The organism is Corynebacterium sp. TUM25015, from assembly GCF_056393505.1.
Genome location: NZ_CM150783.1, coordinates 935,299 through 955,315 on the forward strand (window position 1 = coordinate 935,299; position 20,017 = coordinate 955,315).

A 20,017-nucleotide genomic window follows, 5' to 3' on the forward strand; every position below is an offset into this window, starting at 1 on the left:
ACTAACCCATGAAGATTTTGATTTTCGCTCTGGTCGGCGTGATAGCGCAATTAGTCGACGGTGCGCTGGGTATGGCATTCGGCGTCACGGCAACGACACTTCTGATTTTCTCCGGCCTGGGACCTGCCCACGCCTCCGCCGCCGTGCACCTGGCCGAGGTCGGCACCACGCTCTTCTCCGGCCTTTCCCACTGGAGGCTAAAGAACGTCCACTGGCCAACCGTGCTAGCTCTTGGGGTGCCTGGAGCCATCGGCGCCTTCATGGGTGCTTATGTGCTCAGTAACCTTTCCACTAAAGCCGCAGAACCCGTCGTCTCCACCCTATTGGTGCTGCTGGGTGCGTATGTTCTCGTGCGCAGTGTTGCCGTGCCGTGGAAGAAGGGGGAGGACACTCAACCGGTATCCACCACCCGCCGCTCCCGCTTTGGTTTAGCGGGGCTGGGCTTGGCCGGGGGGTTCCTCGACGCCTCCGGCGGTGGAGGCTGGGGACCCGTCACTACTTCTACCCTGATGAGCGTGGGCAAGGCAGAACCGCGACGCATCATCGGCACCGTCAATACCGCCGAATTCCTGGTCGCCCTCTCCGCCACTGCTGGATTCTTCGCGGGCATGGGGTCTGAATTGGCGGAAAACTGGCAGCCGGTCGTCGGCCTCCTCGTCGGCGGCGCCATTGCGGCTCCCATCGCCGCCTGGATCGTGACCATTATGAAGCCAGAAGTACTCGGTGGTGTCGTTGGCGCTCTGCTGATGCTGCTGAACTCCACGCGCCTGGTGAATTACTTCGGTTTCCTTGGGGTGGTTGGCGTGATCCTCATCGGCTTGGCCGTAATCATTGCCCTCGTTGTTGTGCGCAAGCGCTCCCTGCTGGAACGCTCGTTGACCGGGGACGACCCAGAACCGGATAACTCTCAGCAGCGCAACGCATATAGCGAAACTGACACCCCGGAGCGACAGACGAGTGGGCGTCGAGACACAGTAGAGCGAGACGAAGCTACACAGCGACAGCGCGAAAAGACGCGCGCCAGGGGGTAGGGAAGGGCAAACCTTCCACGCAAGTATCGCCAGTGTGGTGCTGTCCAAGGCACAATGGAAGTTAAATAGAACTCCATTAAGGAAGGTTTGTGAGCTGTGTCTAACGGAACTGCTGGCACCAATGCCGTCATCTCGCCGATAGCTAGCGCCGCTGCGCGACGCTCCGACATTGTGGACGCCCTGGGGGAGGCAGGCGCCATCGACATCTTTGATAACATTCGCCCCTCCGCCCCGGACTTCGCCGCCGCCCTCGACGCGGCCTATGGTGCGGACACTAGCGGTGCGGTGTTGTTGGGTACCGGCGAGATCAACTTCGATTCGCGGCTGGCTGCGGCTGCCGGCGCCTCCCACTACCTGCTAGCGGGAAGCACCGCGGATGCCACGGCCCTACAGCTTGCCTCGGGACAGCTTGTGCGCTCAGGTCGCACACCTGCCGGTATTTCTTTTGTGGACGCCACCGCCGCAGCTGGGTCGGCAGGCTCCAATGCCGTTGAAGCCGAGGGCAAAGCGATTCGCCACGTTGCGCTGGAGGACATTGCCACCGTTGAAGGGCAGAAGGAGCCGGTGATCGGCCCAGAGCTCTTCGAGCGGAACCTGCTGATCAAGGCGCGCGAGAAGAATGCACACATCGTGCTGCCAGAGGGCGAAGACGACCGCATCCTCACCGCAGCAGACCAGCTGCTGCGCGCCAAGGTGTGCAAGCTGACGATCCTCGGTAACCCGGATGATATCGCCAGCCGTGCGAAGGAGTTGGGGTTGGATCTGTCCGGTGCCACGCTGACCGACCCCACCGCTGGTGACCAGCTGGAGGAATTCGCCGCCGAATTCGCCGAGCTGCGCAAGCACAAGGGAGTGACGTTGGATCAGGCGCGCGAGACAATGCGCGACATTAGCTACTACGCAACGATGATGGTGCACAAGGGAATCGCCGATGGCATGGTCTCCGGTGCCGCACACACCACTGCACACACCATCAAGCCCTCCTTCCAGATCATCAAGACCGCGCCGGGTTCCTCGGTGGTTAGCTCCATCTTCCTTATGGTCATGGACGGCGTGCTGTGGGCTTTCGGCGACTGCGCCGTGAACCCGAACCCCACCCCCGACCAGTTGGCGGAGATCGCAACAGTATCCGCGCAGACCGCCACCCAGTTCGGCATCGAGCCGAAGGTGGCGATGCTGAGCTACTCCACAGGCACCTCCGGCGCAGGCGCGGATGTTGAAGCCGTCGCCGCTGCTGTAAAGAAGGCTCAGGAGAACAACCCGGAACTGCAATTGGATGGCCCGCTGCAGTTCGACGCTGCGGTAGTGGAATCCGTCGGCCAGAAAAAGCTACCCGGCTCCGCTGTCGCCGGCCAGGCTACCGTGTTTATTTTCCCGGATCTGAACTGCGGAAACATCACCTACAAGGCCGTACAGCGCACCGCCGACGCACTGGCCGTGGGGCCGATCCTGCAGGGCCTGAACAAGCCGGTGAACGACCTGTCGCGTGGCGCGACCGTGCCGGACATCGTAAACACCGTGGCCATTACCGCCATCCAGGCCAACTAGAGCGTCAGGCCACGCGAACGCGCCGCAGGCAGCGAACGCATCAGAAGAAGAGAGAAGATTAAGAACCAATGACCAAGTACGTACTCGTTCTCAACTCGGGATCTAGTTCCATCAAATTCCAAGTGCTCGACCCAGAAGCCGATGCGACGGCGGATCCTTTTGTCTCCGGCATCGTCGAGAAGATCGGAGAGAAGAAGGGACACATCCAGATTCAGACGGAGACGTCGAAGATGGAAGATAACCGCCCCATCCTGAGCCACTCTGTTGGCCTAGAACGCGCTTTCGGCATGATGACGCTTCTGGGCGTCGGCCCCCAAGACCTCGACCTGGTCGCAGCCGGACACCGTGTAGTTCACGGTGGGGCGACATTCACCGAGCCCGTGCTGATCGACGACGACGTGATCGAGCAGCTGCGGGAACTGATCCCACTCGCACCGCTACACAACCCGGCCAATATCGACGGCATCGAAAACGCCCGAGCGCTGCTCGAACACGTCCCACACGTTGCCGTGTTCGATACCGCGTTCTTCTCCACGCTGCCCGAACACGCTGCGAACTACGCGATCAAGAAGGACATCGCCGAGGAATACGACATTCGCCGCTATGGCTTCCATGGCACAAGCCACGAGTACGTCTCCGCCAAGGTGCCGGCACTGTTGGATAAGCCCGCCGAGGAAATCAAGCAGATTACTTTGCACTTGGGTAACGGTGCTTCCGCCGCCGCGATTCGCGGCGGTAAGGCTATTGATACGACGATGGGATTGACGCCCCTAGCCGGCGTGGTTATGGGCACCCGTTCCGGTGACATTGACCCCGGCATTATTTTCCACCTGGCGCGCTCCGGTGGGATGACGGTGGATCAGATCGATAAGTTGCTGAACCGCGAGTCCGGTCTGAAGGGCATGGCCGGGGTGAACGACTTCCGCGAGCTGAAGGATCTGATCGAGGACGGCGATGAGAATGCGCAGCTGGCCTACGACGTGTACATCCACGCGCTGCGCCGATTCATTGGTTCCTACATGTTGATCCTGGGCGGTGTGGATGCGATTGTGTTCACCGCTGGAGTGGGCGAGAACGCGACGCAGGTGCGCCGCGACGCTATGGCAGACCTGCAGAACTTCGGTATCGAGATTGACGAGGCACGTAATGAAAACTCCGAGGGGATCGTGGGTGTCCGTGAGATCTCGACGGATGATTCTGCGGTGAAGGTGTTCGTAGTACCGACGAACGAGGAACTGGCGATTGCCCGCCAGGCAACGGCACTGGCCGAGCAGCAGTAACTATTTAGAGCCAGGTTCGTGGGCGGATCCGGTTGGCCATGTCCACCAGGTGATACCGGTGGCGGGGGAACGGAGCCTGGCGAGCTAGCAGGCGCAGGCTTGATTCCAAACCGGTGCGCAGGCCCCGCTCGGTAAAGCGCACGTCAAACAGAGGCGCGGCTGCAGCATGCCTCTTTTCCTTAGTGTTGTGCGCCCCCGTGGGGTCGCTGCCGCCTCGCAACCATGTCAGCCCCGCGCTGAGCACCGCGATCCGAACCTGAGCCAGGCGCGGCTCGTTAGTCGGCAGCGTTTCCAAACGTCGTGCCGCACGGCGGATACGGGACTCGGTGAGACTATTGGCGTCAGAAATAAGCAACAAAATAGACGTCAACCGCGCCAAACGATTGTGCCGCGAAGCCTGGGGCAGGCGGTCGAGCGCACCCACGGCTGAATCGACCATTCCCTCCGCATGTAGCTGCCGAGCCAGGCCAAACGCACTTGACACTGTGGAGGGGTTCGTTGCCCATACCAGGCCGTATAGGCGCATTGCATGGAAACGGAGCGAGACCGGATCGAGCGTGACATGTTCCCAACCGGGCACGCCTGTGTAGTCCTTCACTGGTAGCCGTTGGGCATAAGCCAGGGCAGAGGCTGCGCGCGCAACATGCTCGCTCAGCAGCTTCGTCGAGTTTACGCCCTGCTGCTGCAGCAGGAGTTCATCCGTGGCGGCCAGCGCCAGCTTCGGTGCAGGCTCACCAGGCAGGATGTACAGCACCCTGTTGAAGAACCTCTGTGCCGCGGCGAACTGTCCGGTCAAAAGAGCAGCGATTCCCGAGTGCCATTGGAAGCGCCAATCATTTTCCAACCGTGGTTTCAGTTCCGCCAGGAGGTCTTGGGCCTCGCGCGTCTTGCCGACGTCCAACTGCGCGCGCACCATGGCCAGGGGAATCTCCACGGAATGCTTCAACTCTGGTTGGGTGTACGCAGCGTGAAGGGTATCCAAAAGGTCGCCGGCCTCGGTAAAGCTAGTGGCAGATAGCAGCCTATAACCGGGATCGCTGGAATCGGCCAGCGGGGTTGGTAACGCGCTAATGACCTCCGGCACGGAGATCTCCGCAGACCGCACCACACCATCAACCAGCTGGTCGGTGCGGAACAGGATGTGCTTGGTGCCGAACGTGCTGCGCTGCGCGGTAAAGCGAGTATTGAGGTGTGGGTAGTGGCGCCCGTCGCGGATGGCCAGAATCTCGCGCAGCACGCCGATCAGCTGGTTCGCCATAGCCGTCGCGGAGCTAAAACGCACGTCCGGATCTTCGTCCGTAGCGCGCAGTAGCAGGCGATATAGCGAAAGGTACTCGCGGAACAGTGGTTCCTCGTCCGGGGTTGGCAGCTTCGGTGCGTACACTCCATCGACTACCGGCAGCTTTACAATCAGCGCGGCGAGGGTGCGACCAACCGAGTAAATATCACTGGCGATGGTAGGGCCGGTCTTTGCAATCTCGGGAGCCTGAAAGCCCCTCGTTCCGAAAATATGGCCGAAAGCACCGATGCCTGTCACTGCTCCCAGATCAATGAGCTTCACCTGATCTTCGGTGATCAGAATGTTGTCCGGCTTCAGGTCGTTGTACACCACTCCGCGGGAGTGCAGATAGTCAAGCGCTGGCAGGATTTCCAGAATGTAGCCGATGGCCACGTCTAGATCCAGCACGCCTGCCGCCAACTTGCGCCGCTGCCCGCGCAGCGACGGCCCGCCGACGTACTCCATCACGATGAAACCGCCGGGGGAGCGGGGGTCGTCGATGAAGTTGAAAATCTTCACGATTCCGGGGTGTGTAATGTCCGCTAGGAATGCCCGTTCGGATTCGGCGACAGCTCGTTCCTGCTCGTTCTTTGTGGCCATCATGCCTTTGAGAACCACATAGCGGTCGGCGACGTTGTGGTCGATGGCGATGTACACCCATCCCAAGCCACCGTGTGCGATGGGGCCTAGGATTTCGTACTGGCCAGCGATGATGTCACCCGGCTTCAGGGTAGGGGCCTCCACGCCCTTCTCGATCGCAGAACTGGGGTCGATGACTGCGTCTTCAGGGTCGGTAGGCAGGATGAACGGCAGCTGCACCATGCCGTCGGCCACCGACGCTCCGTGGCGGTACGTTCCGCGCCGTTTGCGGAACGTCGACAGCGCCTCGATACGGGAACGTTCACCCGAATCCATCGCACTGGCCGGCGTGCCGGCCGGTACCGTGTGTTGGATTGTTGCGTCCGTGTCTTCGTCATCGGCGAAAGGATCGAAGGCGACGGCTTCTGTGTGCTCTTCTGTGTCTTCGTCTGCGTCTCCGTCTTTGTCTTCGCTGTCCTCCTCGTCGTCAGCGAAGGGGTCAAAGGTGACGGCTTCGGTGCGCTCCTCAGCTTCGGTAGCGTCGGTTGCGTCAGTCGCCTCGGTAACCTCAGTAGGCTCGCTATCCTCGTCGTCAGCGAAGGGGTCATACAGCACCGCTTCGGTGCGGTCCTCAGGTTCGCTTGGATGCTCGTTATCCTGCTGCATCGCCATTCGCCTTTCGCCGGATCTTGTTAAGTTCCTTCGACTCTTCTTCGCTGCGGTATTTGATCGGTAGGGATGACGCCGGCCCTAAGTAGTCCGCCAGCCATTTGTCATAAAGGTTCCTCCACGTCCCATCCCGGCGGATTCTTTCCATGGTGGAGTTCACCTGCATCATCAGTCCCGTCGTATTCTTCGGGAAGCCCGGGGGCGAGACGGCTACCGCATAGTAGTTGGACACGGGGTTGTCAGCCACGAGAGTGGTGTAGGGATCCTGAGCCTGCAGGCCGGTGAGGATGGCGTCATCGGTATAGATAGCGTCAGTTTGGAAGCGTTGCATGGCCATCAAACAATCAGTCCATGCGCGGGTGAGTAGGAGTCGGCCTACATCGTATTGCTTGATGCGCACCGCGGAGGTCGAATCGCGCGTGACACACACCGTCTTGTCATGCAGATCGGCAAAACTCTCGATCTTGGAATCGCTTAAGACCAAAAGGCGCGAATGAACCTGCAGGTAGGGGATAGAAAACTCGAGTTTCGACTGGCGTGAGCGGGTCGGCGACATCGTACGTACAACAATGTCCACGTCGCCGCTCTTTAGTGCCTCAGCGCGCTCGCGGCTTTCCACGTAGCGGAACTCGATTTTGTTGGGATCGCCGAAGATATCGCGGGCGATCTCCCGTGCCAAGTCGACCTCGAATCCAGCCACGTCCCCGGAAACGGGATCGCGGAAGCCCAGGCGGTTGAGCGATTGGGCCACGCCGACGATAAGGCGACCCCGGCGCATGATCTCCGGAATACGCTCCTTCGGCTCACGGTTATCCGGCTTGATCGAGCCAAACGGTTCCTCCGTGCCCGTGTTGTCGATGCTCGCATTCGCATCCGCTGCGGCGTCACCATCGCTCGGCACCTCGCTCGACTTCGCGTACGTTGCCCCGTAGGGAAGATTCTCGCTGGCGTCGTGCCGAACGGTAGGCCATTCAGGCAAACGCGGGCTCTCTTCTGTGCACGCGGAGGTGACGGCGAGTGCGGTGACGGCGAGCGCTGCAGCCACTGGCCGAAACGTTGTTTTTCGCGAGGTGTGCTGTCTCATTAGAGGAACTCCTGCAGTCGGGGCCTGGTTCCGCCGATGACGCACAGTGCGGACACGACCGTTAGAGCCAGCACCAGGTTAGTCACGCGACCAGCGGCAGTGCGACCTTCGACTAGCGTATCGCGCAGCTCCGTGCGGGTGCTGCTGATGAGCTCCTGCATTTCCTTGTCGACGATGGTGTAGTCAGAGGTGTCCTCGCCCGAGTTGTGAACTTTCTTTTCGCCGTCCGGCACATTCGTGTCCAGCGCTGCAGCAAGAGCCTCGGTGTACCGTCCATTTTGCAGTTCGGAGACCATCTTTGCGTGCGAGGCATCCCAGGAGCGAAGAGCTTCGCGGGCGGTATCGATGTGTTCGGGGTGGCTAACTTGGCTGCGGAGCGACTCCAACTTTCCGTCGATATCCGACATTGCTTCCGAGAACTCCTGTTGGCGATCCTCGCCGTAGTCGCGCTGAATCAATCCCAGCGCTTCCTGGGTACGCGACTGCTGCACGGAAATGCGCACAGCAGTGAGCTGCTCGAGTGGTCGCACGGTGCCCTCCACGTTTTGGTTACCGGCGTGCCACGTCAGGGCGGCGCTTATTGACGCCCATACGAGGGCGAACAGCATAAGCCCCGTAGCCGCAACGTATCCGATGTTGAGGCGCCTATTGGTCAATGCTGCGAGCCAGAACTGGGCAATCATCAGCATGATGAGTGCCGCCACGATGCCGGAGAGGGGGAACCAGAGGGGAGCGGAGAGCTTCCCCTGCTGGGTGGAGACTTCCTCGGAAGTGCGGGAATAAAGCTCCTGGGCGGCGGGCAGCATCGTTTCCTGCATCAGGGTGGAAGCCTGGGAGAGATACGAGGCGCCAACGGGGTTTCGCAGACGATCGTGTGTCTGCGCATTGGACATCAGCCTGGTGTAGTCCGGCAGCGAGTTCTGGATCTGCAGCACCAATTCCATTTCCCGCGACTCAATATCGTCGATGCCACTGGTAGCGCGGATGATGGAGGACGAGGCGTTCGACATTGCGGAATCATAGGCCTGCGTAGCTGTGTCGCTAGTGGACTTTCGAAGGAAGCTGGTGGTGGCCACCGAATCGGCTACGGACAGCGAATTAAAGAGCTCCTGTGCTGCGTCCGACAATGGCTCGGTTCGGCTGACCAGAGTGTTTAGCTGCGATTGACGGCTTTGCGAGCTGTAGACCATGGCTCCGCCCGCCGCGAGAATAGCCATCACCAAAATGGTGGAGACGATAGTGAGGAGCCCGGGGGATGTGGAGGCGAATCTTAAGAACCGTCGCGGCGCTTCCAACGCCGGGTTCACGAACCCCTTAAACGACCTGCCACGACCGGTGGGGTGCTCATCGCTGTCCATCCACCGGTCTGCCTCGAACGCAGTCACTGGGGGCATAGCCATAAAGTATATACGGACTAAGTAATTCCGCGTCCATAAAGTCTGCTTAAAGGTGACTTAGTATGGCACACTAGAACCCATGATTACGGTCAGTTCTCTTACCAAAGCCTATAAGGGCACCACGGTAGTCGATGATTTGAACTTTGAGGTCTCTCCCGGAATCGTTACTGGTTTCTTGGGGCCTAATGGTGCTGGCAAGTCCACCACGATGCGCATGATCGTTGGCTTGGATAAGCCGACGAAGGGGACTGCCCGTATTGATGGCAAGGCGTACTCCGAGTTCGCCCGCCCTTTAGAGAAGGTAGGCACGCTGCTGGATGCCAAGTGGGTTCACCCCAACCGCAGCGCCGCTGCGCACCTGCAATGGGTCGCTGCAGCCAATGGCTTTTCCAAGAAGCGTGTGGATGAGGTGCTGGGCGTCGTGGGGCTCAGCGATGTGGCAGGGCGTAAGGCCGGCAAGTTTTCGCTGGGTATGGGCCAGCGCCTAGGTCTGGCCTGTGCGTTGCTGGGCGACCCGGAGGTTTTGATCCTGGACGAGCCCGTTAACGGCTTGGATCCGGAGGGTATCCGCTGGGTACGTGACTTCGTCCGCGCGCTGGCACGTGAGGGTCGCACAGTCCTCATCAGTTCGCACTTGCTTAGTGAGATGGCACAGACTGCCGACCACCTTATCGTGATCGGCAAGGGACGTCTGGTTGCTAACCAACGCACTCACGAGTTCATTAAGTCCACCTCTGAGGTCTCCACTGTTGTGCGCACCGACCACGTCGAGGAGATGAAGGCAGCGCTGACGGAAGAAAAGATGCGTTACGAGTTGGGCACGGATCTTGACGGCCGTCCGACCATCACCATCCCGCAGCAGGAGAGCGACTGGGTGGGTGCTTTGGCGTATAGCTATGGACTGCGTCTGCGGGAACTGTCCGAGAAGCGTCCGAGCCTGGAGGATGCATACTTGCGCATGACTCAGGAGCATGTGGAGTACCACGCAAATGTCGAGTCAGCGAAGGGCGGAGCCCCGAAGGCGCAAGACGGTGCCGACGGCAAAAAAGTCAAAGATGTCAGGGATGCCAAGAAATCTGAGCCGTCAGAAGGGCGTCAAAAAGAGACCGGTAACGCTGTACGCCTGAGGAAGGAAGGGGACAAGAAATGATGAGGGTCATTAATTCGGAGTGGATCAAGCTCCGCAGTACAAAGGCGCTGTGGTGGACCACCGGGCTGATCCTGTTCTTCTCCCTGGGCTTCGCGCTGCTCAACGGTATGATGACCGGATCGTTGTTGACCAGTGAAGATGCCAAGAAGGATCCGGAGCTGTACCTTAGCGTCGCTGGGTCGATTGATTCCAGCATGGGGCTGAGCGGCTTCCTCTCCTTCGGCATGATGATCGTCATGATCCAGGCGGTCATGCTGGTGACCACCGAATACGGTGCGAACACAAGCAAGACCACCCTGCTGGCTACGCCGACTCGTTGGCAGGTGCCGTTCGCGAAGTTTGTGGTTTATGGCGTGGTGGCATCCGTGGTGGCCTTCATTTCCAATGTCCTGGGTACCATCATCGCCCGCTGGTCGCTGGGCTGGAAGCTCGAAGATCAGGAATTACTGAGCAAAGCCGGCCTAGGTGCAGACGGCCTGTGGGAGCGCGTCGGTCGTATTGAAATCTTCGTGCTGCTGACCATTGCAGCGGCCATCGGTGTGGGCTACCTTGTTCGCAATACCGCTGGCGGCATTGCCATTATGCTGCTGTGGAACCTGGTAATTGAGGGCACTCTGGTGCAGCTCGTACCCAAGGTGCGCGATTGGCTGCCGCCGTACATGCCCTTTACCAACGCCGATGCGTTTACCGGCATGCGTGATCTTGAAGATGCGCCTTGGGGGCAGACGGGTTCGATTCTGTACTTCGCTGCGTGGTGCGTGGTGCTGTTCTTGGTCGGGCTTGTAATGCTGAAGAAGCGCGACGCTTAGTCCGGATTGCGCTGAAGGTCATCCACCAGCGACTCGGCTGCCAAAGAAAGGTTTCGTAGGGCGGGCACACCACGGCGTAGCTTGGCGATATCGCGGGCATCCATCCGGTCGGTGGCCTTGGTGATAATAAGCGCCCACTCGTCAGTAATGGAGTTCATCATATCCACGCCATCGTCCGTGAGATAGAGATCCTGGGCGCGTTTGTCCTCTGGGTTAGCCTGCCGGCGGATAAGCCCCGCATTGATGAGGCGGCGCACCGTTGCCGAGACATTGGAAGCGCGGAGGAAACGCAGACGTGCCACGTCCGATACTCCGCATCCAGGGTGTTGAGAGATAAACTGCAGCACCTCGATCTCCGACTGGGAGATCTCCAGCGACTGGTTGGGACGCTCCATCAGACGTCGCGTAGCGGAAAGAAAGTCGTACACTGCGGTGGCGATCTCTGCGACGTCGATCTCCGGCAGAATTTCGGGTGCCTTACGTCCGCGTACCGGAGGGTGGGAAGGCGTCTGTGGCGGCTTCTGGGGTGACGGGGTCATCAGGCGATACTCTCTTTTAGCGTTCGGACGTTCTAAGTAGCTTGTGAATCACCCTATATGACGGCAAAAGTGCTATTGCGTTAATTGGCAATAATGAAAGTTACTTATTGCAAAGCACTGGTGAGACGGGCAACGTTATCCACGTACTGCTTGTGGAGCGGGCGCGTACTCCATTGCTCCTCGGTCAACAGCGCCGAGCGTTCTTTGTATTCGTTAGTGAGCTCTCGCAGTGCATTGAGTAACTCGCCCTTGCCGACCATCAAAGAGATCTCGTAGTTCAGGCCAAAGCTGCGCATGTCCATGTTGGAGCTGCCCATCACAGCCACCTCGCCATCGGCAATGGCGAACTTGGAGTGCAGCACTTTCGGGTAGGGGTATAGGTACATGTGCACACCGGCCTTTAAAAGCTCGGAGTAGTACGAAGCCTGGGCATGCCCCACCAGCGGTTGGTCCGACTTCTCGGAAACATATAGCTCCACCCGCACCCCGCGGTAGCAAGCCGTGGTCACGGCTTCCATGAGGGACTCATCAGGGATGAAATACGGGCTGATCAGCCGCAGCGTGTGCTTTGCATGATGGGCGATGGAGGTGAAAAGGCGCAGGTTTGGCTCGGTGGTAAACCCTGGACCGGAGGGCACGACCTGCATGATGTCAGCGCCGGTGTCCTCATTGTTCGTGTCCAATCGCTGTTTGGCATCCGTGGGGTTGATGAGGTTCAGTTCTTCATTGGTCTCGGTGTACCAGTCCACGGCGAACACAGAGTTGATGGTGCTGACGATCGGGCCGGTGAGCTCTGCCATGACGTCTACCCATTCACGGCCGATCTTGTGGTTCTTTGAGCTTTGATAGGGTGCCTCGATCATGTTCTGTGAACCCATGAATGCGACCCGGCCATCCACGACCACCAGCTTGCGGTGGTTGCGCAGATCGGGACGGCGGAAGCGCCACTTCAGTGGTTGCAGCGGCAGCATTACTTGCCAGTCCACACCCATAGCGCGCAGCTTCTTGCCCAGCTTCTTGTTGCCCTTGTACTTGTGGGCGCCGATGTGATCCCACAGCACGCGCACCGTCACCCCACGTTGCGCGGCTCGGCCCAGTGCCTCGAAGAAAGGTGCAGTTGTATCATCCCAGGCCATGATGTAAATCTCGACGTTGACGTAATCTTTGGCCGAGTCGACAGCGCGGGTCATTGCAGCAATCGATTCCTGATACTCCGAGTGCAGTGCAGTCATCGTCCCGTCGACGGCAGGCAGAGCTGTCAACTCGCGATTGAGGCGCACCAGCGAGCGCAGTTCGTCACTGAGTTCGCTTTCTTTGGGTACGTCGGGTTCGTTGGAGCTCATCGTGCGGATCAGTTCGTTCGCCTGGTTCTGGATGCGGTGACGACGTCGGTTGATCGCTGGCGATCCCATCAGCAGGAATAGGAAAATGCCAAGGAAGGGGATCAGGAATATGGCGAGAAGCCAGGCCATGGCAGACGTTGGGCGTCGTTCTTTAGGAACCCAGCCGAGGGCAAAGACCTTGAGCGCGTAGTCCAGAACAACCAACGTGACCTGCCACCATTCCAAGTCGTCGGTGAACTGGCTAAACAGGCCGAGGAGATCAGGGATGGGCATAGTTTATTCCTCACCGTCTGAGTCGTAGTCCACGATCACGGGTGCGTGGTCGGAGGCACCTTTGCCCTTGCGCTCATCGCGATCGACCCGTGCGCCTGTAGGGGTGATACCGCGGGAGTACTGCAGGTCGATGCGCATCCCCTCGCCCTTTTGGAAACGCATGGCCTGGTAATCCCAGTACGTGTATTCGTCGGCTACGAGGTCCGTCGCAGCCTGCATTCCCGCATCCTCTAAAGCGCGCAGGCGGGCGCGCTCATTGGGGGTTACGTGCGTCTTTCCGTTGAAGTAGATGCGATCCCATACGTCCACGTCGCGCGGGGCGATGTTGTAGTCGCCGACCAGGCATAACTTGTGGCTGCTCTTTCTTTTTGACGCCCCCACGCCCGCGCCACTGGCGTATTTAGCGAGGGCATCGAGCCACCGCAACTTGTAGGAGTAGTGCGGATCCGCGATCTCTCGGCCATTCGGAACGTAAAGGCTCCAGATCTCCACGCCACCGCAGATAGCGCCAATGGCGCGCGCTTCCAGGGACTGCGTGGCGTCCAGATCCTTGTCGAAGCCGGGTTGGCCGAAGTCGGTCTGGACATCTTCCAGCCCCACCCGCGACAAGATGGCCACACCGTTGAAGCTGTGGAGTCCGAAGTGAGCTTGCTCGTAGCCCGTGTCTGAAAAGTCCGGGAACTGCTTGTCGGTGCACTTGGTTTCCTGCAGACATAGCACGTCAACGTCGCTGCGCTGCAGAAATGCACGCACCCTTTCCTCGCGGGTGCGGACAGAATTGATGTTCCACGTGGCGATACGCATGGTTAAGCATTCTAGCGCGTACGCAAACTACGACTGCGGTGGTGTTCGCTGAATCCGAGCTTGTGGTACAGGGCCTTTCCGGCGGTGTTGGAGTCTATGACATCCAAATAGGCTCGGGTGGCACTGTTGGCGGCGCCCCAATCCAGAAGATGCTGGCACAGTAGAGTTCCCAGACCGCGACGGCGGTAGGTGGGTGCAACTGCGACGGCGGAATAGCCTAGCCACCCATTGGTGATGGTGGCGCGGGCGATGGCTGCGAGATTGTCGTCGACGGTGAGGCGTGCGAAGCCCAGCTGTCCGTCGATACGGCGGCTCAGCAGGTCCAGTGCTTTCCGCGGGAGGGGTTGCCCGCGGAACTTGTACATGGAGAACCACTCAGTATCGGGTTCTGCATCCACAGTCAGTTCCACGCGCGCGTCGGTTAGAGAGGGGGTCTGGAGGTGACCGTTTGGTTCTGAGGTGTGAGGTTGCCCCAGTTCTTTGCTCATAACGAGGATCTCTGGTCCCCGCTGACCTGGGAGATGCTCGGCGGCGCGTCCGATTCGATCGGGGATCATTAGTTGGCAGGGAAGTCCGTGGGAGCTATAGAACTCCTCCAGCTGGGTCAAAGGAACTTCTTGCAGGCCGGCATTGGGGCCGATCGGCACCGCAGAGTTGCTGCGTTCGGTGATGCCATCGCCTGCGCGCGCCAGCCACCCGCCAATCAGTTGGTTATCGATGCCGGGGAACGCAGCCGCTTTTGCTGTTTCCAGAGTGCGGATATCGCTGTTGCGCACAGGCTTGGCGCTGAGAGTCTTGAGCACCACTACGTCCTCATCGGCGATGATTAGATCGTCGACCTGCAAGGGGCTTACGCTGCGCAGCACACCGATCGCATCGGTAACGGTGTTGGTGTTCTGGCCGGTGTTGTGTACCAGGTGGCGCACCACTACGCGTGTGCCAGGCCGGATACTTACCGGGTCGGTGCGACGGGAGATCGGGAACTCGAAGCCCTCCACGCGCCGCGCGCCGGCGTGGGCGGCGGAGAAGGTCGTGTCTTTATTCATGCCCGAAAGGATCCTCGTCCACGCCGGGAGTCCAGGTGTTGCCCGCGTGATCCCAGCCCTCGGCCTTGATGGCCTTCTTCGACTTGCGCTTCCAACGGCCAATCAGAGTATCGGTGTATAGGAAACCGTCGAGGTGCCCGACTTCATGCTGAAGGCAGCGGGCGAAGAAACCGGTGCCTTCCACGATAACTTCTTCACCGTTTTCATCGAGGCCAGTTACTCGTGCCCAGTCGGCGCGCCCGGTGGGGAAGGAATAACCAGGGACGGACAGGCAGCCTTCCTCATCCTCCTCGTCGTCTGGCATGGTCTCTGGGATCTCGCTGGTTTCTAGCACTGGGTTGATTACGCAGCCGCGGCGCATTGTGCCCAGTTCTGTGTCGGGGCAGTCGTAGACAAAGAATCTTTTGTTGACGCCAACCTGGTTGGCAGCGAGCCCTACGCCATTGGCGGCGGAGAGGGTCTCGAACATATCTTCGATCAAGGTGGCGAGGTCGCCGATCTCGGCAGGATCTACCTCGGTGGTGGGGTTATGTAGGACGGGGTCGCCACAGATGACGATAGGCATGATGGTCATAACAGACAGTCTAGAATCTAGTTCCATGTTGTCAGACCGAGAGATCGCCATTTTGGAGTTTGAGCGCCGCTGGTGGCTGGATAACAGTGCGAAAAATGAGCATATCCGCGGTGAGTTCGGGGTGGATCCGGTGCGCTATTTCCAGCAGCTCAATCGCTTGATAGAGCGGCCGGAGGCATTGGATTTTGATCCGGTGTTAGTGCGGATGCTGTTGCGCCGCCGCGACGAAGGGTAGCGCGCTGGCTAGAGCGCTCGAGTGAAGCGCGGAGAAAATGCGCGTGTCAGGCTTGTTACTAATGTTACAGAAGTTAAAATCTGAGGCGTGACTGAATCGAATCGACCACGCCATGCACTCGACGACTCCGCGGATGATGAGAACCTCGGCCTGCCGCTGCGCGGCCTGGCCATGATCCTGCTCGCCGTAGCCGTTCTGCTGATCGGCTGGGGCGTATTCTCCATGACTAGCAAGGACTCCGAAGAATCCCCTCAAGCTAGCCAGAGTCAGCAGAGCCAGCCGAGCCAGCAGGGTCAGCCGGATCAGAAGGGGCAGCAGGGCCAGCAGGTTCCGGCAAAACAGGACGCTTCTGCGACATCGCCTTCGGAATCTGACAAGCCGAAGCCAGAAGACGAACAGGGAAGTCGCGAAAATGCTTCCGCTGCAGACCGAGGTGAGGGTGAAGCCGCGGGGGCGGAAGGTGGCGTCAATAAAGAAAACACCTACGTTGCCGTCCTTAATAACAGCCCCATCGCAGGGCTCGCCGGCGACGTAGCTAACAAGATGCGCGACCAGCAGTGGAACAAAACCGGCGTGGGTAACCTACCGGACGAGTCGGGTACGTTCCCGAAGTCTGTGGTGCTCTACCCGAAGGGCAATGACGCCGAACGTCAGCTGGCTGAACAGCTTGCTTCGGATCTTGGCATCGAGGCACGTGAGCGCGATGAGGCGACGGATCGCAGCCTTGAGGGGGTAAAGATGCTGGAGGGGGAGCGTCCCGCAGGTGTGGTTGTTGTGACAACAAATGACATGCCCCGCTAAAGTAAGTATATTCTTTTAACTTCTGCCTAGATCCGTTTAAGGGGCCAAGATGGACTTCCCGGGTTCCGCACCTACTGTCGGCATTGAGTGGGAAGTCGCCCTGGTCGACCCCGAAACTCGCGACCTGGTACCGCGTGCCGCAGAACTGCTGGAGCGGATGGATGAAATCCATCCAGGCCATAAGGTTATCCGGGAATTTCTGGCGAACACCGTAGAGATGGTGTCGAGCGTGCATTCCACGATTCCTGAGGCTGTTGAGGATCTGCACTGCCAGGTGAAACAGCTATTAGAGTGTGCGGATGACATAGGCGTAAACCTGTTCTCGGCAGGTACCCACCCATTTGCGCATTGGGGAGATCAAAAGCTCAGCGAAAAGGGGAGCTACCAGGAAATCATCGAGCGCACTCAGTACTGGGGTCGGCAAATGCTGATCTGGGGAGTCCACATACACGTAGGCGTGGGGTCCAAAGAAAAGGTCTGGCCTATCATCAACGCGCTGATGACGCACTATCCGCACATTTTGGCGATGTCGGCTAGTTCACCCGCGTGGGAAGGGCTGGATACTGGCTACTCCTCCAACCGCACACTGCTGTACCGGCAGCTACCGACTGCAGGGATGCCCTATCAATTCGAGTCGTGGGAGCAGTGGGAGGAATTTAACCGGGATCAAGACCGTTCCGGAGTGATTAATCACACCGGTTCGATGCATTTCGATGTGCGCCCCACCAAGTACGGCACGGTCGAGACGCGCTTTGCCGACGCGACGATGGAGCTGTGGGAGCTTGCTGCCATCGCGGCCTACACCCATTGCTTAGTGGTGTACTTCGAGCGCAGGCTGGATGAGGGGCATGAGCTGCCAAAGCTGCAGCCTTGGCACGTTGCGGAAAACAAGTGGCGGGCCGCGCGCTATGGTCTGGATGCGCTGATTATTACCGACCGAGATACCAATGAGGCACTGGTCACCGATGAGTTGGACGCATGGGTGGACAGACTCACGCCATTGTCCGAGGAGCTGGGCTGTGCGGCAGAGCTGCAGGGTGTACGTAGGCTTATCGCCCGCGGTGGCGACTATGCCCTGCAGCGGGCAGCAGCTCGCGCACACGGTGCAGCGCCCGAACCCGGCACCCGCACCCGTGGCGACGACGGGGTAGAAGGCGGCTTTACGCAGCCAGAGGCCTGGATCGCGGCAGTAGATCTGACGGTGGACTCGCTGCGTAAGTCTGTATAGCTCGTGAGCTATTAAAAGTGCAGGCGGGAAGCCGCGTTGCACAGAGCGTTCGCGATAGAAGTATCGCGATCCGCGCCGAAGCCGACGGCCCATACACGCTTGGACTTGTGCACCGCGTAGATGAAGGTCACCGTGGCCTCGAAGATGTCGTACTGGTGGAACTCGGCGATCTCTACCCGGAATCCGTGGTCGGCCAGAGTCTCGCTCATGGCAGAGGAAGCTCCCATGGCGGTGATCTGTACGCGAGTTGACTGACCATCAGCGCGCAGGCCGCTGACTTGCATGTCAAAGTCGTGCCGCCCCAGCGAGCGACGTGCGGACTTCAGGTAATCCACGCGGATCGTAGCGGGAGCGTAGGTGCGGATAAACTTCTTCCACTCCATGCCGCGTGCTTCCTGACGCATGCCTACCGGCAGACGCTGGCCGAAACGAGCGCGGAAAGGATCCTCCGCGAAAGTACGGGTGCGCTTGCGACGCTTTTCGATACGGGTGTGAACCGGCTCGCTGTACGTCTTCGCGGTGGAGCGACGGCCGCTGGGGAGCGGGGTATATACAGGCGCATCTAGATCCAGGTCCTGGTCCGGGCTCGCAAAACGGATCAAGGTCGTGGTGTTCGTAGAGGAAACGTTCATGATGACTCGAATTTCTGGAACAAGATCTAGTGGCTTAAAGGGGGCGCCGTGGGGGGCGCCTCTATAAAATATTGCTACTTAAATAATGTAATCCGTCTCACTATAAGAATCAAATTGTTGTTTAGTTCTCATTAGGTGAGATTTTCGGCGGTGCGTAGCAGGAATAGCAGTTCTGCCGTCGCGATGGCTTCGATCTCCGCCGGATCCACCGATTCGTCCGCCGAGTGGATGCGGCACGTCGGTTCTTCGATGCCGAACAATGCAAGCTCTGCCTCTGGGTGGGCAGCCAGCAATTTATTTGTTAGCGGGATGGATCCGCCGGACGCGACCTCCATAGTCTTCTTGCTGTACACCTCGCTCAGTGCCTCCCCGAGCAGCTGCAGTGCCGGGCCGGAAGTATCCGCCTGGAAGGCTTCCGCCAAAGAGCCACGCTCGATCTCCATCTCCGCATTGACCTTCTGGCTTTCCAGGTGCTTGACCAGCAGATCCTGGCACTCCTGCGGGTTGCGTCCCGGGGGAACGCGCAGGCTAACTACAGCCGCGGCCGTTGCAGGAACGGAATTCACCGAGTTCGCCACGGATAGCGCATCCAAACCTGTGATCGTGATGGAGGGGTTCATTACCGTCAGATCGTTCGGCTGCCACTCGCCGGTGCCGTAGAGCTCTACGCCCTCGGTCACCGTGGCATTGTCGCGGAATGCCTGTTCGGTTGGTCCGACGCCACCCCAACGCTCCTTTGGTTCCAATCCCGGAACGGCCACCAGGCCGTCGCTGTCGTGCAGGGTGGATAGTAGTTGCACTAGCTCTACGAGGGCATCGGGAGCCGCGCCGCCGAATTGGCCGGAGTGCATGGGTTGCTCCAGGGTGCGGAGTCGCACTGTCACCGGTGCGGAACCGCGCAACGCGGTGCAGAGGCTTGGCTCGCCCAAAACGTCATTTCCGGAATCGGCAATCAGGAAAGTGTCGGCAGCGAAAAGCTCCGGCTTCTCGGCCAAAAGGTCCTCCAAGCCATAGCCTCCGCGCTCTTCCGAGCCTTCGACAACGATCCGGATGCCGAGTTTCTTAGCGGCGGGGAAGTGGGCGTCCGAAAGAATGGAAAGGGCGCGCAGTACCGCAACGTGCATGGCAACGTGGCCTTTGCAGTCAGCGGTTCCGCGGCCATACCAGCGATCATCGCGCTCGGTAAGGGTCCACGGGTCATCGGTCCACTCGGTTACATCACCCGCAGGCTGAACGTCGAAGTGCGAATAGAGAAGGATGGTGGGGTAGCCCTCGGCAGGTTCACGCAGGCCAATGACGGAGGTGGAGCCATCGGTGGTGACATGGCCGCTGACGGGAATGCCTACGCTGGTGAAAGCATCAACGACCCACTGGGCGGCCGCGGCGTTATCTTCCTCCAGTCCTGGGGTGGAGTGGACAGACTTGAAAGATACGAGTTTGGTGAGGTCTTCCTTGAGCTGCGGCATCTGCTCTGCGATGGCGGTGCGTGCGAGGTCTAACTGAGAGGCATTGGAATCAATGTTGGTATCGCTCATAAATAACTACTGTAGCGACCGTCTCGGACAGCTGACTCTCCTGGACAGTATCTTGCAGACGGCAAGGGAGAGTGCTAAAAACGGGGTTAGCACTTGAACTAAGGGAGTGCCAGAAAATAACCGTCAGATGAAGTGAGGGTGGACGTCGCGACATTCGTCCCCCGTGCCGTCGCGGGCGCTT

The 20,017-nt window shown here is 59.5% G+C and carries 18 protein-coding genes; 8 read left to right on the forward strand and 10 right to left on the reverse strand.

Annotated features, from left to right (window positions below; all coding sequences use genetic code 11):
- Positions 1–8: 8 nt before the first annotated feature.
- The 3 genes from AC06DS_RS04210 (at position 9) to AC06DS_RS04220 (ending at position 3,859) form a co-directional block, all read left to right on the forward strand.
- A complete protein-coding gene (locus tag AC06DS_RS04210; protein ID WP_473963540.1) occupies positions 9–1,031 on the forward strand; it encodes a sulfite exporter TauE/SafE family protein in 1,023 nt (340 codons plus the stop codon).
- Between the two features lie 96 nt (positions 1,032–1,127).
- On the forward strand, positions 1,128–2,579 hold the full coding sequence (gene pta / locus AC06DS_RS04215) for a phosphate acetyltransferase (protein ID WP_477101095.1): 1,452 nt from the start codon (positions 1,128–1,130) through the stop codon (positions 2,577–2,579).
- Between the two features lie 68 nt (positions 2,580–2,647).
- The gene (locus AC06DS_RS04220) at positions 2,648–3,859 is read left to right on the forward strand and encodes an acetate kinase (protein ID WP_477101096.1); all 1,212 of its coding nucleotides are present in this window, start codon (positions 2,648–2,650) and stop codon (positions 3,857–3,859) included.
- Positions 3,860–3,863: 4 nt separating this feature from the next.
- Here the strand turns inward: AC06DS_RS04220 and AC06DS_RS04225 are convergent, their stop codons facing one another.
- From AC06DS_RS04225 to AC06DS_RS04235, 3 genes are read right to left on the reverse strand one after another with little or no spacing between them, the layout of a single operon-like run.
- Positions 3,864–6,389, reverse strand: coding sequence for a serine/threonine protein kinase (locus tag AC06DS_RS04225; RefSeq protein WP_477101097.1), 2,526 nt, complete (start codon positions 6,387–6,389; stop codon positions 3,864–3,866).
- Positions 6,370–7,431, reverse strand: a complete 1,062-nt coding sequence (locus tag AC06DS_RS04230) for a transporter substrate-binding domain-containing protein (protein ID WP_477101098.1) — start codon at positions 7,429–7,431, stop codon at positions 6,370–6,372. The genes AC06DS_RS04225 and AC06DS_RS04230 overlap by 20 nt, the downstream gene beginning before the upstream one ends.
- A gap of 38 nt (positions 7,432–7,469) precedes the next feature.
- Positions 7,470–8,870 (reverse strand): hypothetical protein, encoded by a 1,401-nt coding sequence (locus AC06DS_RS04235; RefSeq protein WP_477101099.1) that lies wholly within the window; start codon positions 8,868–8,870, stop codon positions 7,470–7,472.
- 76 nt (positions 8,871–8,946) lie between these two features.
- Between AC06DS_RS04235 and AC06DS_RS04240 the strand changes: the two genes are divergently transcribed.
- The gene (locus tag AC06DS_RS04240; RefSeq protein WP_477101100.1) at positions 8,947–10,017 is read left to right on the forward strand and encodes an ABC transporter ATP-binding protein; all 1,071 of its coding nucleotides are present in this window, start codon (positions 8,947–8,949) and stop codon (positions 10,015–10,017) included.
- Positions 10,014–10,826 carry an ABC transporter permease gene (locus AC06DS_RS04245; protein WP_448306977.1) on the forward strand — a complete coding sequence of 271 codons (813 nt, stop codon included), beginning with the start codon at positions 10,014–10,016 and terminating at the stop codon, positions 10,824–10,826. The genes AC06DS_RS04240 and AC06DS_RS04245 overlap by 4 nt, the downstream gene beginning before the upstream one ends.
- Here AC06DS_RS04245 and AC06DS_RS04250 read toward each other — a convergent pair.
- The 5 genes from AC06DS_RS04250 to AC06DS_RS04270 form a co-directional block, all read right to left on the reverse strand.
- A complete protein-coding gene (locus AC06DS_RS04250; protein ID WP_293792260.1) occupies positions 10,823–11,365 on the reverse strand; it encodes a MarR family winged helix-turn-helix transcriptional regulator in 543 nt (180 codons plus the stop codon). The two genes, AC06DS_RS04245 and AC06DS_RS04250, sit on opposite strands and share 4 nt — an antisense overlap.
- 104 nt (positions 11,366–11,469) lie before the next feature.
- The gene (gene cls, locus AC06DS_RS04255; RefSeq protein WP_477101101.1) at positions 11,470–12,981 is read right to left on the reverse strand and encodes a cardiolipin synthase; all 1,512 of its coding nucleotides are present in this window, start codon (positions 12,979–12,981) and stop codon (positions 11,470–11,472) included.
- A 3-nt stretch (positions 12,982–12,984) separates the two neighbouring features.
- The gene (locus AC06DS_RS04260) at positions 12,985–13,785 is read right to left on the reverse strand and encodes an exodeoxyribonuclease III (RefSeq protein ID WP_477101102.1); all 801 of its coding nucleotides are present in this window, start codon (positions 13,783–13,785) and stop codon (positions 12,985–12,987) included.
- Positions 13,786–13,796: 11 nt separating this feature from the next.
- Entirely contained in the window at positions 13,797–14,831 is a 1,035-nt protein-coding gene (locus tag AC06DS_RS04265) for an N-acetylglutamate synthase, CG3035 family (RefSeq protein WP_477101103.1), read from the reverse strand.
- Positions 14,824–15,405, reverse strand: coding sequence for a peptide deformylase (locus AC06DS_RS04270; RefSeq protein WP_476727825.1), 582 nt, complete (start codon positions 15,403–15,405; stop codon positions 14,824–14,826). Before AC06DS_RS04270 ends, AC06DS_RS04265 begins: the two co-directional genes overlap by 8 nt.
- A 25-nt stretch (positions 15,406–15,430) precedes the next feature.
- Between AC06DS_RS04270 and AC06DS_RS04275 the strand changes: the two genes are divergently transcribed.
- The 3 genes from AC06DS_RS04275 to AC06DS_RS04285 all read left to right on the forward strand — a co-directional run bounded on the left by AC06DS_RS04275 (position 15,431) and on the right by AC06DS_RS04285 (position 17,669).
- A complete protein-coding gene (locus AC06DS_RS04275) occupies positions 15,431–15,640 on the forward strand; it encodes a DUF3263 domain-containing protein (protein WP_448306987.1) in 210 nt (69 codons plus the stop codon).
- Between the two features lie 87 nt (positions 15,641–15,727).
- Entirely contained in the window at positions 15,728–16,441 is a 714-nt protein-coding gene (locus tag AC06DS_RS04280; RefSeq protein WP_477101104.1) for a LytR C-terminal domain-containing protein, read from the forward strand.
- A gap of 49 nt (positions 16,442–16,490) precedes the next feature.
- Complete coding sequence (locus tag AC06DS_RS04285) at positions 16,491–17,669, forward strand: glutamate--cysteine ligase (protein WP_476727827.1); 1,179 nt, start codon at positions 16,491–16,493, stop codon at positions 17,667–17,669.
- Positions 17,670–17,680: 11 nt separating this feature from the next.
- On the opposite strand, the gene AC06DS_RS04290 is transcribed toward AC06DS_RS04285, so the two are convergent.
- Positions 17,681–18,301 carry a hypothetical protein gene (locus AC06DS_RS04290; RefSeq protein ID WP_476727828.1) on the reverse strand — a complete coding sequence of 207 codons (621 nt, stop codon included), beginning with the start codon at positions 18,299–18,301 and terminating at the stop codon, positions 17,681–17,683.
- A gap of 131 nt (positions 18,302–18,432) precedes the next feature.
- The gene (locus AC06DS_RS04295) at positions 18,433–19,836 is read right to left on the reverse strand and encodes a M20/M25/M40 family metallo-hydrolase (protein ID WP_477101105.1); all 1,404 of its coding nucleotides are present in this window, start codon (positions 19,834–19,836) and stop codon (positions 18,433–18,435) included.
- Between the last annotated feature and the right edge of the window lie 181 nt (positions 19,837–20,017).

Bases quoted from the DNA above. Each gene is read 5' to 3' on its own strand.
- AC06DS_RS04225 (WP_477101097.1), bottom strand. From the start codon at position 6,389: ATGGCGATGCAGCAGGATAACGAGCATCCAAGCGAACCTGAGGACCGC.
- AC06DS_RS04220 (WP_477101096.1), top strand. From the start codon at position 2,648: ATGACCAAGTACGTACTCGTTCTCAACTCGGGATCTAGTTCCATCAAA.
- AC06DS_RS04265 (WP_477101103.1), bottom strand. From the start codon at position 14,831: ATGAATAAAGACACGACCTTCTCCGCCGCCCACGCCGGCGCGCGGCGC.
- AC06DS_RS04245 (WP_448306977.1), top strand. From the start codon at position 10,014: ATGATGAGGGTCATTAATTCGGAGTGGATCAAGCTCCGCAGTACAAAG.
- AC06DS_RS04290 (WP_476727828.1), bottom strand. From the start codon at position 18,301: ATGAACGTTTCCTCTACGAACACCACGACCTTGATCCGTTTTGCGAGC.
- AC06DS_RS04275 (WP_448306987.1), top strand. From the start codon at position 15,431: ATGTTGTCAGACCGAGAGATCGCCATTTTGGAGTTTGAGCGCCGCTGG.
- AC06DS_RS04270 (WP_476727825.1), bottom strand. From the start codon at position 15,405: ATGACCATCATGCCTATCGTCATCTGTGGCGACCCCGTCCTACATAAC.
- AC06DS_RS04250 (WP_293792260.1), bottom strand. From the start codon at position 11,365: ATGACCCCGTCACCCCAGAAGCCGCCACAGACGCCTTCCCACCCTCCG.
- AC06DS_RS04235 (WP_477101099.1), bottom strand. From the start codon at position 8,870: ATGGCTATGCCCCCAGTGACTGCGTTCGAGGCAGACCGGTGGATGGAC.
- AC06DS_RS04295 (WP_477101105.1), bottom strand. From the start codon at position 19,836: ATGAGCGATACCAACATTGATTCCAATGCCTCTCAGTTAGACCTCGCA.
- cls (WP_477101101.1), bottom strand. From the start codon at position 12,981: ATGCCCATCCCTGATCTCCTCGGCCTGTTTAGCCAGTTCACCGACGAC.
- AC06DS_RS04210 (WP_473963540.1), top strand. From the start codon at position 9: ATGAAGATTTTGATTTTCGCTCTGGTCGGCGTGATAGCGCAATTAGTC.
- AC06DS_RS04260 (WP_477101102.1), bottom strand. From the start codon at position 13,785: ATGCGTATCGCCACGTGGAACATCAATTCTGTCCGCACCCGCGAGGAA.
- AC06DS_RS04285 (WP_476727827.1), top strand. From the start codon at position 16,491: ATGGACTTCCCGGGTTCCGCACCTACTGTCGGCATTGAGTGGGAAGTC.
- AC06DS_RS04240 (WP_477101100.1), top strand. From the start codon at position 8,947: ATGATTACGGTCAGTTCTCTTACCAAAGCCTATAAGGGCACCACGGTA.